Origin of the sequence: Bacillus sp. KICET-3 (genome assembly GCF_033261025.1) — a bacterium.
Classification (GTDB): Bacteria; Bacillota; Bacilli; order Bacillales; family Bacillaceae; genus Bacillus; species Bacillus sonorensis.
Map to the genome: position 1 here is coordinate 2,924,159 of NZ_CP137345.1, position 12,673 is coordinate 2,936,831.

The following is a 12,673-nucleotide window of genomic DNA, read 5'->3' on the forward strand; positions in this document are numbered from 1 at the left end:
CGGGCTGTCCGGCGGATGAACGGGTGTCCGTTAGATAGAACGTTTTGCTGATTTAACCGTATTATGGGCAAGCATGGTAATGGTCATCGGACCGACTCCGCCCGGTACTGGCGTGATATAGGAAGCTTTCTCTTTCGCCTCGTCAAACGCCACATCTCCGGCCAGTTTGCCGGTTTCCAGACGGTTGACGCCGACATCGATGACAACGGCCCCGTCTTTAATTTGATCCGCTTTGATAAAATTGGCTTTCCCCACAGCCACGATGAGAATATCGGCTTTTTTCGTATGAGCCGTAAGATCGGCTGTTCTTGAATGGCAATATGTGACGGTTGCATTTTCGTTCAGAAGCAGCTGACCTACTGGCTTTCCGACGATATTGCTTCTGCCGACGACAACAACCTCTTTTCCTGACAGATCAATGCCGGTTTTCCTTAATAACTCGACGATGCCAGCCGGTGTGCAAGGCAGGAATGTATCTTCGCCAAGCAGCATTTTCCCGACATTTAGCGGATGAAACCCGTCGACATCTTTGTCAGGGGAAATTCTTTCAATCACCGCTTGTTCGGAAATATGATCCGGAAGAGGCAGCTGGACAAGAATTCCGTGAAAGTCGTCATTATTGTTGTACTGGTCAATGACCTCAAGCAGTTCCTGTTCAGAGAAGCTTGCGTCGAAATGATCCAATTGAAAACGAATCCCCATAGCCTCAGCCGCTTTTTTCTTGCCGCGAACATATGAAAGAGACGCCGGATCATCGCCGATTAAAATAACGGCCAGCCCCGGGGTAACTCCCTGTTTTTTCAGCTCTTCTACTTCCTTGGCCAACTGCCCGCGCTTTTCTTTCGCTGTTTCTTTTCCGTCGATGATGGTTGCTGTCATTTGTTCTCCTCCTAAATTATTCTAAATCGGATTTAATGTTAGAAAGAACACCGTTTACAAACTTCGCCGACTTGTCATCTCCAAATTGCTTTGCCAGTTCAATCGCTTCATTCATAGAGACATTGACAGGTATATCGTGTGAAAACGCCATCTCATAAACCGATAAACGCAAAATCGCGCGGTCGACATTGGCCAGTCTGTCAAGCTTCCAATTGACGAGATGGCGTGTGATCATCTCATCGATTTTTTCCTTGTTCTCTAAGACCCCGTATACAAGCTGTTCGAAAAAAGCGTCGCTTTCCCGGCCGTCCAGGGCATGCGCCATCGCTTCTTTCGGTTCAATATTGCTGACATCAATTTGGAATAGTGACTGCAAAGCCTTTTCTCTTGCTGTTCTTCTTTTCATTCTTTCTTTTTCTCCTTTAACCCTCTTTGCTGCTTGCCCTTAAGCCACAAAGAGATCATATCATATTTTTAGTCTTTCCGCATGTAAAAATCAAGGTTTTATCGCTTATAACCGAATATTTATTAAGAAACACTGAAAATCATTCGTTTTTAAAACGATCGGCATTGTGACGCTTGCGTCCTCTATATTTTTCATCGTTACCGTTAGAATGATGCTCATAAATTCCATTTTTCAGAAGGGTGGAACATGAAAAAACCAAAGGGCCGTCATTCCCCTTGGTTCTCCCATTCAATCGCACTACATCTCTTGATCAATTTCGACTTCGTGTGTTTTTGAATCAAATTGAATTCCGACGATGTGAATATTAATTTCATTGATCGAAAGAGCTGTCATATTGAGGAGCGTCTGGCGGATGTTGTCCTGGACGGCGCGTGCCACCTTCGGAATCGACACGCCGAATAGCATCACACAGAATACATCGATCGTAATCCCGTCATCAGACAGGTCGACTTTGACGCCCTTGCCATGATTCTTTTTTCCGAAGCGTTCCACAACACCTGTTGCAAAATTGCCCCGCATTTCAGCGACGCCTTCAACTTCGGAAGCAGCGATTCCGGCAATCACTTCAATGACTTCCGGAGCGATTTCCACTTTTCCCAAATGATGTTCTTCATGGCTCATTTCCAATAAGCTGTTGTCGTCTTTCAATATATTCACCTCCGTAAAATTTACGATCCCATTACATCATATATTTCTAAAAACTTCGTGTTAAATTCTCCGCTTACGAATGTTTCATGGTCCAATAATTTCAAATGGAACGGTATTGTCGTATGGATGCCTTCGATTACAAACTCACTCAAGGCCCGCTTCATTCTTGAAACGGCTTCTTCCCTCGTCTTTCCATACGTAATGACTTTGGCAATCATGCTGTCATAGTAAGGCGGAATCGAGTATCCCGAATAGACAGCTGAATCCACTCTGACGCCAAGACCGCCCGGAGGCAGGTACATCTCAATTTTCCCAGGTGAAGGCATGAAGTTTTTCTCAGGATTTTCCGCATTGATCCGGCATTCGATCGCCCATCCGGTAAAGGTCACATCTTCCTGTGAAAGGCTTAGTTTCTCGCCGGACGCCACTTTGATCTGCTCTTTGATTAAATCGACGCCGGTGACCATTTCTGTTACGGGATGTTCAACTTGAATCCGCGTGTTCATTTCCATAAAGTAAAATTTCTGTTCGCGGTAATCATAAATGAACTCGACTGTTCCGGCGCCCGTATATTGAACGGCTTCCGCCGCTTTTACGGCCGCTTGGCCCATTTTCTCCCTTACGCCTTCATCAAGAGCCGGTGAAGGTGTTTCTTCTAGAAGCTTTTGCAGCCTTCTTTGGATCGAACAGTCGCGCTCGCCCAAATGAATCGTGTTTCCATGCGTGTCGGCGAGCACTTGAATTTCGACGTGTCTGAAATCTTCGATGTACTTTTCAATATACACGCCGGGATTTCCAAATGCTGTGGCGGCTTCCTGCTGGGTGATCTTGATGCCGTTGATCAATTCTTCTTCGGTGCGGGCGATCCGGATTCCTTTACCGCCTCCGCCGGCTGTTGCCTTTATAATCACAGGATACCCGATATCGCGCGCCAATGAAACCGCATCTTCGATATTTTCAATAATTCCTTTTGATCCGGGCACAATCGGAACACCGGCCTGCTGCATCGTTTCCCTTGCGACGTCTTTTGTCCCCATCTTGGAAATCGCGGCGGCAGTCGGGCCGACGAATGTGACGTTGACTTCTTCGCAAAGTTCGGCAAAATCCGCGTTTTCCGCAAGAAAGCCGTAGCCTGGGTGAATCGCGTCCGCGCCGGTCATTTTGGCGACGGTGACGATGTTGGTGATGTTCAGGTAGCTGTCCTTTGACAGCTTCGGCCCGATGCAGAACGCTTCATCCGCCATCTGAACGTGGAGCGCCTCTTTATCGGCCTCCGAATAGACGGCTACCGTTTCAATCCCCATTTCTTTACAAGCTCGAATGATTCTGACGGCAATTTCTCCCCGGTTCGCAATTAATAGCTTTTTTATCATCTTATTGCTCCTTACTCTGCTTTTACTAAAAATAGAGGTTGTCCGTATTCAACCAGCTGACCGTTTTCAACTAGAACTTCAACGATTTCACCTTTCACTTCGGCCTCGATCTCATTGAAGAGCTTCATCGCTTCCACAATGCAGACGACGGAAGATTCGGTGACTTTTGATCCCTCGGTTACGTAAGGATCGGCATCTGGTGAAGAAGACGCGTAAAACGTTCCGACCATCGGAGACGTGATTTGATGAAGATTTCCGTTGTCTTTCGCCGCTTCCTTGATCGGCTCTTCCTGAACAGGCGCCTGCTTTTCCTGAACGGCAGCTTGTACCGCCGGCGCCGGAGCAGGTGCGGCAGGAACCTGTTGAACCATTTGAACAGAACCGCCGACATGCTTTTTAAGTTCGACCTTCGATCCTTCGTTTTCATATGTAAATTCATTTATCGAAGATTCATCAATTAGTTTTATGAGTTGTTTTATTTCATCAATGTTTAACATGCTATCGCACCCCTAATGAATAAATTTATCATGATTATCAGTTAGTACTAAAAGTACATACTATATTCATCTTACAGGAGAGGGATGCTGAATTCAACTCCTATCATAAGTGCGCCCTCAGCGGCATGGCTTCAGACATAAAAAAATCCCGCTTTTATCCAAGCGGGAACCGTTTTTATTCAGAAGGCTCAAATGTAACAGCCACATCATTGAGGTTTTTCACTTCTTTTTCGACGATGTCAATAATATCTATCGCGGCGGCTTTTGAATGCTCTTTCGCTTTCACCGTAATGTTGACCTTATCTCCTTCAGCATTGACTAGAGCATCTTTGTATCCTTTGGTTTTAATCAGTGTTTCCAGCGTTTTTTCCGTTCCTTCCGCATCGCTCAGCTCTGTCATCTTATCATAGGCTTCGCTTTTTTCCTTTGCTGTCGCTTTGTCGCTCATGACGATGTCGTTTAATTCTTCCCTCATTTTGCTGCGCTGATCATCCATTTCCATCCGGTATGTCGTAAAGTCGTCTCCCTCAGACGTTTCTTCCGTCACCACACTGCCATCTCCTGCACTCTGTTCGTTGGCCGACGTTTCTTTGTCTTCAGTTTGTTTGTCTTCGGTTTGTTTGTCTTCGGTTTTGCCTTTTTCGGAGTCTGTTCCTTTATCTTTTGCAGGCTGCTCTTCCATCGGTTTTTCTTTTTCAGCGGCGACTTGTCCTTTCTCATCAACAGTCACTACATTTTCTCCTTCAGGTGACATGATATAATAGACACTCAGCACAACGACGAGACTTAACATGGTTAAAAGCCAGACCGTTTGTTTTTTCAGCATCATTTATGAATCCTCCTTCATTTTTTTAGGGGCAACAGCGACGCGGTGGCTTGGAACGTCAAGAACCCTTGTCACTGCTTCAATGATTGTTTGTTTTATTTGAACGTTGTCGACTCCCTGAGCGACAACGAGAACGCCTCTAATCTCGGGCTTTTTCGTCTGGACGACAACCGGCGTCTCTTCCTGGCCATGTTTGATCATGACGATCTCTTCATCTGATGATGTTTCGGTAACGGTCCTTTTTCCGCCCTGTTTGTCTGTTTCATCTGTTGATGTTTCTTGTGTTTTCTTATTTTTTTCAAACACCTTCAGGGAAGTCGCATCAACATTGACGACGATCGACACATCCTCAACACCGATGATCGTTTCCAGAATCTCTTTCATCTGGTTCTCGTAATCCCGTTCATAGTCCTCGATAGAATCTTTCGGCTTGTCAGCCCCGGCCGGCTTAAACACTTCTTGTTCACGGCCTTTTTTCTGGTTTTCGGATGACGTTTTTGATGATGCGGCGGGAAGATCCATTTTTGGCTGAGATGGCCCGGAAGAAAAAATCTGGCTCGCCAGCATAAAGGAAACGCCCAGTACAAATAACAGCAGAAAATAGTGGTATTTCGTCAGTCTCGCTTTTCCTTCTTTGTCTTCTTTCGGGAGCAGATGACCGATCAGCTTCTCGATCCAGGTTCTTTTATTCATTGCCGCTTTGTTCTCCCCCTTCGAAATGGACTGTGATCTTGTCGGGGTTCATGTCCCATATGCCTGCAAGCTGTTTTTTGATGTTTTCTGCTTCTTGATGCTCCCGGCCGCGATTGGTCTGATAGTCTTCATCAGTATTGATGTCCACAGGCGAGACGGCTTGGACCGTTTTTTCGGAAGCGGCTTCCAAATAGACGGCGGCTTCCATATGCCGGGCGATGTCTTCCTCAGATTGCAGGCGGCCGTTTGAAGAGATTTTCACTTGTTCTATCTTATATTTGTCATGACTGAACCTCTCCTCTGCACTCTGTTTTAATTGAGCAGCCATCTGTTCTAAAATATATGCTTGTTGTGAGGCTTGTATTTCTTTTTTTTCTGAATTCAGCTGATTTTTTATTTCTTCGGATTGAACTTGTCCATTTTTCGTCAGCTGCTCGAAGATCACGTCAGGATCGGCGCGGAACAGCGAAAAAATCGGATTCAGGATGACAACGATTAATAGAAGGCTGATCACCATTTTTGCGTATTTCTGCATGCTGGAGTTCGGCAGAAGCATGTCGATGATGATGGCGAGCAGAATAAATAAAATAATGTTTGTCAGCCACTCTGTGAGAAAGCTCACATCAACCCCTCCCCTATTTCATCATCATGGTCAGGTTCCCTGCCGTAATAATCACAGTTAAGCTTAAGAAAAACATCAGTGAGACGATGGCCATCGCCGCGAATATATAGATGACGCTCTTGCTGATCACATCAAGGCAGCTGATGACGGGTCCGCCTCCCAAGGGCTGCAAAACAGCGGCGGCAACTTTGTATATCAGGGCAAGGGAGAGGATCTTGACAGCCGGGAAGGCGGCGATGCAAATCAGAATGGCAACACCGAGAATTCCGACGGTGTTTTTGAGCAGAAGCGAAGCGCTGATCACCGTATCTGTCGCTTCAGTGAACATCCGGCCCAAAACAGGAATAAAATTGCCCGTGATAAATTTGGCCGTCCGTAACGTGATGCCGTCCGTAACGGCGGCTGATGCCCCCTGGACAGAGATGACGCCGAGAAATACCGTCAAAAAAGCGGCCAGCGTGCCGATTGCGACATTCCTCAGCAGCTGGGCAAGCTGTGTGACTTTGTACTGTTCCGTCATCGTGCTGACGATGCTTAATATCGCGGATAAAAATAAAAGCGGAAGCACAACATACTGGATAAAAAGGCCGCTCGTATTCATTAAAAACAGAATGACAGGATGGAAGAAAGCGGCTGATGCGGCTCCTCCCGAAGTCGCCATCAGCGCGAGGAGCAGGGGGACGAGCGATAGAATGAAGCTTGTCATCGTCTGGATCGTTTCATTCGCGTATGTGACGGCAACCCGGAAGCTGTTCAGCGCAAGAATGATCAGCACCATATAAACGATAGCATAGGCGACTTTGCTGACCGTGCTTTGCTGGAACGCGTTTTGCAGCAGCTGGAGCAATACACAGAATATCGTCAAAAGGATCAGGGTTCCTAAAAGCTTCCCATTTGCCAGCACTTCATGAAACAAATAGGAAAAAAGCGCTTTACCCCATTCTTCAGGCGAAAAATGCTTCTCGCCTTTAATGAATTCCATTAAGCTTCCTTTTTGGCTTTCCGGAAGATGGCCGCCGTATTCCGTCATGATGTTGTTCCAAAACTCGCCGACCCGGTCCATCTCCAGCGACTCGGCCTGCTGATCGGCCATCGCTTCCGCCGATTTTTCGGCAGCGCCCGCTTCTCCAGCCGGTTCCCCGCCTTTTTCCGAAGCCTGCACCTCCCTCGCCCCCGCGAAAACGAGGCCGATGACCAAGAGCCAGAACAGTAAATGACGTTTCACACCAAAAATCCCCCTTTCTGACTACGACATGGATGGGATCAGCCCGATAATGGTTTCGATAATGACGGTTAAAATCGGAACGGCCATGACTAAAATGAGGATTTTGCCTGCAAGCTCGATTTTCGAGGCGATCGCCCCCTGCCCGGCATCCTTTGTCAGCTGTGCGCCAAACTCCGCTATATATGCGATCCCGATAATTTTCAAAATCGTTTCGACATACATCATGTTGATATTTGCATTGACGGCTATCTTTTCGATCATGCGGATGATCTCGTACACCTGATCCACTAAGAACAAAAAAATCGTACAGCCGGTAAATACGACGATCATAAAAGCAAATGTCGGTTTTTGCTCTTTGACAATCAAGCTGAGGAAGGTTGCAATCATTCCCAATCCTACGATTTGAACGATTTCAATGAGTAAGCCCCCCTATCCCTGGAATAGAAAGACAGCTTTTATCTTTTGGAAAAGATCATCGACGACAGTTGCAACCATGAATAAAATATAAATAAAGCCTAAAAGAGTGACCCATTGGGCGTATTCTTTCTTTCCCATTTGATCAAGTATGGTGTGAAGAAAAGCGACGACGATCCCGACGCCTGCTATTTGAAAAATGATATTTACGTCTACTCCCATTTCATGTGTGCTCCCCTCTTCATTACATCAATAGAAGAACCAGTAACAGTCCCGCCAAAAATCCAAGGCTTTTTACCATTTTTTCGTTTTTCGCCTGGGCGAGGTTCGCTTCGGCTTCCTCCGTTTCCAAATGGGTCAGCGCCAGTTTGATATGCTTCTGCTGCGAAACCAGATCATGCCTGCCGAGCGTTTCTCCAAATTGCCTTAAAATATCAAATTCCTTTGTTTTGAGAGCCGTTTTGGACCATACTTTCCTCAGACTGTCCTCCCAAGCTGCCCCGGCTGATGCGCTGCCTTCTTCAAGCTTTTCCGAGAACGCTTCAAACAGGGAGGAAACAGGGTCAGAAAGCTGTTCCGCGATATGCTTTGAAGCCAGACGGAGCGGAGTATGCCCATACATGATTTCAGCCTCCAGCGATTGCAGAGCGGCCAGTAGCTGCCGGATTTGCTTCGGTCTTTCACTGAAGGGTTTTGCCATTTCAAAACCCGTCCATGTGGCAGCCCCCAAAATCAACGCAGCCCCCAAAAGCTTCAGCATGGCAAAACCCTCTGATTCGCAGCAAGCGGCTCCCCGTCTCCGCCGCAGATCCGGCTGACAGTGCCAGGACCGTTTTTCCGAGATAGCTCCACGATCCGCTGAAATACGCCATGCTCCCGAAGCAGTTTTAAAGAAGGCCGTTTGCTGACATCTGAATACGTAAAACCGTGGGCTGACACGATCACCGACACCCCGGCATGCACCGCTTCTAAAAGGGCTTCGGCATCCTCCATTCTGCCGATCTCGTCCGCAATGACCACCTCGGGGCTCATCGACCTGATCATCATCATCAGCCCTTCCGCCTTCGGACAGGCGTCAAGAATATCGATGCGGTTTCCAAACTTGTACTGCGGAATGCCGTTTACACATCCGGCAATCTCTGACCTTTCATCAACGATCGCGGCCTTTTTCGCGGGGATTTTGCCGCTTCCCGTGCTGATCAATCTTCCCAGATCCCTGAGCAAAGTCGTTTTGCCTGTTTGAGGAGGACCAATGATCAGCGTGTTCAGCCATCCGTTTTGATAGAGATGCGGCACATACGGCTTTGCTATGCCGATTTTTTCTTTGGCGATCCGGATATTAAAGGAGGAAATCTCCCTGATACCCTTGACCGCCCCGTTTTCGACGACGACCCGTCCGGCAAGGCCGACGCGATGGCCGCCCTTGATCGTGATATATCCTTTTTTCAATTCCTCTTCAAGCGTATACATGCTGTAATCGCCCAGCCGGTTCAAAAATATCGCTGAATCCCCCGGTGTCGGCGCATAATTCAAAAAAAGCGGCTGCCCTTTCCGCACCAATTCCAGCGGACGACTTGTCCTCATCCGAATTTCTTCTATCTGATCCACTTCATCTTTAGTAAGCCCGGCTAGCGCCCGTTTCACCGTGTCAGGGAGAATATCTGTGATGTAATGCAAAAACGCTCCCTCCTCTTTTAGCTTGTCTTCTATAAAAATGTATGATCAAAGGAAGACTTTATGACAAGTCAGGACTCTTACCGGCCTTCATTATTTATAGATTCCTGCAATAATGAAGACAACTCCCATGAAGATGAGGATGAGTTTCGCATACGATAGCTGCCCTGCGATCTGATATATTCCGATCGTCATTGTAATAATGAAAATAAGCGGCCCGACCATTGCCAGCACGCTGTTTACGACAACCGCCTTGCGGACGTCATTAAAAAGAAGCATGATGACCGCCGCTGTAAGCTCAATCAGCGAGGATACAACTCTTAAAGCCGCCATTGTCAAAACGGTTGGATTGACTTGTCCAAAGAAAAACTTCATATCATAAACCTCCATTAACACTTCCGGCTTGTTTACAATCTATGCTCTCTCTTTAAAAAGTAGTCTTCTGATTTTTCTATTTCGAACTTGCAAAACAAAAAAAGAGCCGGCTTCATATGAAGCCGGCTCTTTAGCCGCTGGCCTACGCTCTTGATACGTAAGATCCGTCAGATGTATTGACAACGAGTGTATCCCCTTCGTTTACGAAGAATGGAACGTTGACAACTAAACCGGTTTCTGTTTTTGCCGGTTTTGTTCCGCCTGATGCTGTATCGCCTTTGATGCCCGGTTCTGTTTCCACAACCTTCAGCTCAACAGTGTTCGGAAGTTCGATTCCAAGCGTCTCTGCCTGATACATCACGATTTGAACGGACATGTTTTCAAGCAGGAACTTGAGCTCGTGTTCAATCTGAGACGTATTCAGTTCGAGCTGCTCATAGCTGCTCGTATCCATAAAAACGTGCTGATCGCCGTTGGCATACAGGTATTGCATCGTTTTTGTCTCAATTTGGGCGCGGGCCACTTTCTCGCCTGCGCGGAAGGTTTTTTCTTGAATTGCGCCGGTGCGGAGATTTCTCAGTTTTGAACGGACAAACGCTGCACCTTTACCAGGTTTGACGTGCTGGAAATCAACAACGCGCCAAATGCCTCCGTCCACTTCAATCGTTAAACCTGTGCGAAAATCGTTTACTGAAATCATGGTTTTCCTCCTATAGCTCCAATCAAACGGATTATAAAATAATTAAATCTTTTGCGGAATGGGTGAGAGATTCGTTCCCGCCGTCAGTAAGGACAATATCGTCCTCGATTCTGACTCCGCCTGTGCCCGGTATGTAGATTCCCGGTTCAACCGTTACAACCATGCCTTTTTCAAGCTGCTGGTCAGAACGGGCTGACAGCGCAGGACCTTCATGAACTTCCATGCCGAGCCCATGGCCTGTCGAATGACCGAAATATTCGCCGTAGCCTTTGGAAGAGATATAGTCCCTCGTATAGGCGTCAGCTTGTTTGCCGGTAATTCCCGGCTTGATATTATCCATGCCGATCGCCTGCGCTTCATACACGGTTTGATAAATGCTTTTCAGCTCGTCACTCGGCTCTCCCACCGCGATCGTACGCGTAATATCCGAGCAGTACCCTTTATAATAAGCCCCGAAATCCAAGGTCACAAAGTCACCCTTCTCGACAGCCTTGTCACTCGCCACACCGTGCGGCAGACTTGAACGCAGTCCCGAAGCAACGATCATATCAAATGAAGAATGATCCGCCCCCTGGCTCCGCATGTAAAATTCCAGCTCATTGGCGATTGAAATTTCTGTCATGCCGGGCTTAATAACCGTCAGAATATGGCTGAATGCATCATCTGCAATCTTTGCAGCTTCCTTTAATATCTTAATCTCTTCACTTGACTTAATCAAGCGCAACTTTTCCACCGATTGTGAAACCGGAACAAGCTCGGACGCCCCGAGCAAATCCTTGTAGGCAGCATACGTTCCGTATGTCATCTTATCCTGCTCAAAACCGATTTTATTTAATCCCATTTCTTTAATCACATCGGCCGCCTTTTGGATGATTCCGCCCGAATGCTGGACGATGTCAAAACCTTTGACTTGATGTTTGGCCTGCTCTGTGTAGCGGAAATCAGTGATAAAGACCGCTTTGTCCTCTGAAATGACAGCAAGACCTGCAGTGCCGGTAAATCCGGTTATGTACCTCAAGTTGACGCTGCTCGTCACCAGGAGCCCTTCGATGCCCAGACTGCCGAAAAGCTCTCTCAATTTTTTAAGTTTCATTGTTTAACGTCCCCCCATTTGTTATTTGTTGTTCAAAAAATAACAGACAGCAAGCTTGTAGCCTTCAAAACCGAGCCCGGTAATCTGGCCGCGCGCCACGGGTGAAATAACCGACTGCCGCCGAAACTCTTCCCTCGCATGCGGATTTGAAATGTGAACTTCGATCACCGGTATGCTGATGGCGGCTACCGCATCGCGAATGGCGTAGCTGTAATGTGAGAAAGCGCCCGGATTTAAGACGACTCCATCATATTGATCTGAAGCTTCATGAAGCGCGTCGATGATATCCCCTTCATGGTTTGACTGAAAAAACGTCAGTTCGGCCTGAACGCCTTCGGCAAATTGAAAAAGCTTTTGCTCTAAATCGGTCAATGTATCTTTTCCGTACACTTCGGGTTCACGCTTTCCCAGCATGTTTAAATTCGGACCGTTCAAAATGAATATACGCGGCAACTCTTTCCCCCCTTTTTGATGTAAAACTTGCCACCATTTGGCTTCACACAAAAAAATGTCCACTTACAGTGAACATTTTATCATAATGCTTCCAGTCTCAACACTATTCTCTTGATTCTCCAAGCGCACTGGAGAGCTTTTCGGAATTTAATTCATTATATTCAAATGAAATCGAATAGCCGACAAACAATCCGTACAGCAAATAGATGCAAAACGTCGTGACGACTGTTTTCCTTTTCAGTTCGGCAACCGTTTGCACATCCGGAAACATCGGATTAAACAGATAAAACACGACAAACCATAAAACAGCTCCGTATAAAAGGCCCGGCCACATTCCCTTCGCTTGTTTCAGACAGCCGTAGTAAAGAAGAGCGGCGCCGATGGAGATCACCCCGATCAGCAAAATGCTGACCACCGTTCCGAGAAATCCATTTTTCCAGCCGCCGAGCATAAAGGGCTGAAGAATCATATTCGGATTCACCTCGGAAAACTTAAACAAATACGCCAGCTCTCCTAAAACGCTCCAGAGAATGCCGCCGATAAATCCCGTCGAGATGACCCTCCCGGTGAACGATACGGGATTTTCCCGTTTATTTTGCTCCAGTTCTTCAGGCTGTTTTTCATTGTCTTCATTGCTCATGCTGACAGTTCACCTCCATTCCCAGTATGTCCAAAAACGGAGGCGCCAACATGATCTCTGCAAGTTTTTTAAACAAAAGTGTAAAAATCAAGAAA

Annotated in this window: 18 protein-coding genes; all 18 read right to left on the bottom strand. The window is 46.9% G+C overall.

The genetic code is table 11. The annotated features are described in order from the left end of the window. Positions 1-30: 30 nt before the first annotated feature. The 18 genes from folD to R5H20_RS14895 all read right to left on the bottom strand — a co-directional run bounded on the left by folD (position 31) and on the right by R5H20_RS14895 (position 12,578). Complete coding sequence (folD, locus tag R5H20_RS14810) at positions 31-879, bottom strand: bifunctional methylenetetrahydrofolate dehydrogenase/methenyltetrahydrofolate cyclohydrolase FolD (RefSeq protein ID WP_006637499.1); 849 nt, start codon at positions 877-879, stop codon at positions 31-33. A 16-nt stretch (positions 880-895) separates the two neighbouring features. Further along, positions 896-1,285, bottom strand: a complete 390-nt coding sequence (nusB, locus tag R5H20_RS14815) for a transcription antitermination factor NusB (protein WP_006637500.1) — start codon at positions 1,283-1,285, stop codon at positions 896-898. A gap of 297 nt (positions 1,286-1,582) precedes the next feature. Next, positions 1,583-1,966 (bottom strand): Asp23/Gls24 family envelope stress response protein, encoded by a 384-nt coding sequence (locus R5H20_RS14820; RefSeq protein WP_034326529.1) that lies wholly within the window; start codon positions 1,964-1,966, stop codon positions 1,583-1,585. A gap of 47 nt (positions 1,967-2,013) precedes the next feature. After that, complete coding sequence (gene accC / locus R5H20_RS14825; protein ID WP_006637502.1) at positions 2,014-3,366, bottom strand: acetyl-CoA carboxylase biotin carboxylase subunit; 1,353 nt, start codon at positions 3,364-3,366, stop codon at positions 2,014-2,016. 11 nt (positions 3,367-3,377) lie between these two features. Beyond that, positions 3,378-3,863 (bottom strand): acetyl-CoA carboxylase biotin carboxyl carrier protein, encoded by a 486-nt coding sequence (gene accB, locus R5H20_RS14830; protein ID WP_006637503.1) that lies wholly within the window; start codon positions 3,861-3,863, stop codon positions 3,378-3,380. A gap of 175 nt (positions 3,864-4,038) precedes the next feature. Continuing rightward, positions 4,039-4,689, bottom strand: coding sequence for a SpoIIIAH-like family protein (locus R5H20_RS14835; RefSeq protein WP_006637504.1), 651 nt, complete (start codon positions 4,687-4,689; stop codon positions 4,039-4,041). A 3-nt stretch (positions 4,690-4,692) separates the two neighbouring features. After that, positions 4,693-5,382 carry a stage III sporulation protein AG gene (gene spoIIIAG / locus R5H20_RS14840; protein WP_006637505.1) on the bottom strand — a complete coding sequence of 230 codons (690 nt, stop codon included), beginning with the start codon at positions 5,380-5,382 and terminating at the stop codon, positions 4,693-4,695. Further along, complete coding sequence (gene spoIIIAF / locus R5H20_RS14845; RefSeq protein ID WP_006637506.1) at positions 5,375-6,004, bottom strand: stage III sporulation protein AF; 630 nt, start codon at positions 6,002-6,004, stop codon at positions 5,375-5,377. The genes spoIIIAG and spoIIIAF overlap by 8 nt, the downstream gene beginning before the upstream one ends. Positions 6,005-6,017: 13 nt before the next feature. Further along, on the bottom strand, positions 6,018-7,214 hold the full coding sequence (spoIIIAE, locus tag R5H20_RS14850) for a stage III sporulation protein AE (RefSeq protein ID WP_087962509.1): 1,197 nt from the start codon (positions 7,212-7,214) through the stop codon (positions 6,018-6,020). A gap of 36 nt (positions 7,215-7,250) precedes the next feature. Further along, a complete protein-coding gene (gene spoIIIAD / locus R5H20_RS14855) occupies positions 7,251-7,616 on the bottom strand; it encodes a stage III sporulation protein AD (protein WP_006637508.1) in 366 nt (121 codons plus the stop codon). Positions 7,617-7,658: 42 nt separating this feature from the next. Beyond that, positions 7,659-7,865, bottom strand: coding sequence for a stage III sporulation protein AC (gene spoIIIAC, locus R5H20_RS14860; protein WP_003183409.1), 207 nt, complete (start codon positions 7,863-7,865; stop codon positions 7,659-7,661). Positions 7,866-7,887: 22 nt separating this feature from the next. Next, on the bottom strand, positions 7,888-8,403 hold the full coding sequence (gene spoIIIAB / locus R5H20_RS14865; RefSeq protein ID WP_006637509.1) for a stage III sporulation protein SpoIIIAB: 516 nt from the start codon (positions 8,401-8,403) through the stop codon (positions 7,888-7,890). Then, positions 8,397-9,320, bottom strand: a complete 924-nt coding sequence (spoIIIAA, locus tag R5H20_RS14870; protein ID WP_006637510.1) for a stage III sporulation protein AA — start codon at positions 9,318-9,320, stop codon at positions 8,397-8,399. The genes spoIIIAB and spoIIIAA overlap by 7 nt, the downstream gene beginning before the upstream one ends. A gap of 90 nt (positions 9,321-9,410) precedes the next feature. Continuing rightward, entirely contained in the window at positions 9,411-9,692 is a 282-nt protein-coding gene (locus tag R5H20_RS14875) for a YqhV family protein (RefSeq protein ID WP_006637511.1), read from the bottom strand. Positions 9,693-9,834: 142 nt separating this feature from the next. Then, positions 9,835-10,392 carry an elongation factor P gene (efp, locus tag R5H20_RS14880; RefSeq protein WP_006637512.1) on the bottom strand — a complete coding sequence of 186 codons (558 nt, stop codon included), beginning with the start codon at positions 10,390-10,392 and terminating at the stop codon, positions 9,835-9,837. A gap of 31 nt (positions 10,393-10,423) precedes the next feature. Continuing rightward, complete coding sequence (locus tag R5H20_RS14885) at positions 10,424-11,485, bottom strand: M24 family metallopeptidase (RefSeq protein ID WP_006637513.1); 1,062 nt, start codon at positions 11,483-11,485, stop codon at positions 10,424-10,426. Between the two features lie 21 nt (positions 11,486-11,506). Further along, a complete protein-coding gene (aroQ, locus tag R5H20_RS14890) occupies positions 11,507-11,938 on the bottom strand; it encodes a type II 3-dehydroquinate dehydratase (RefSeq protein ID WP_006637514.1) in 432 nt (143 codons plus the stop codon). 103 nt (positions 11,939-12,041) lie between these two features. Continuing rightward, a complete protein-coding gene (locus R5H20_RS14895; protein WP_006637515.1) occupies positions 12,042-12,578 on the bottom strand; it encodes a YqhR family membrane protein in 537 nt (178 codons plus the stop codon). Positions 12,579-12,673: the final 95 nt, after the last annotated feature.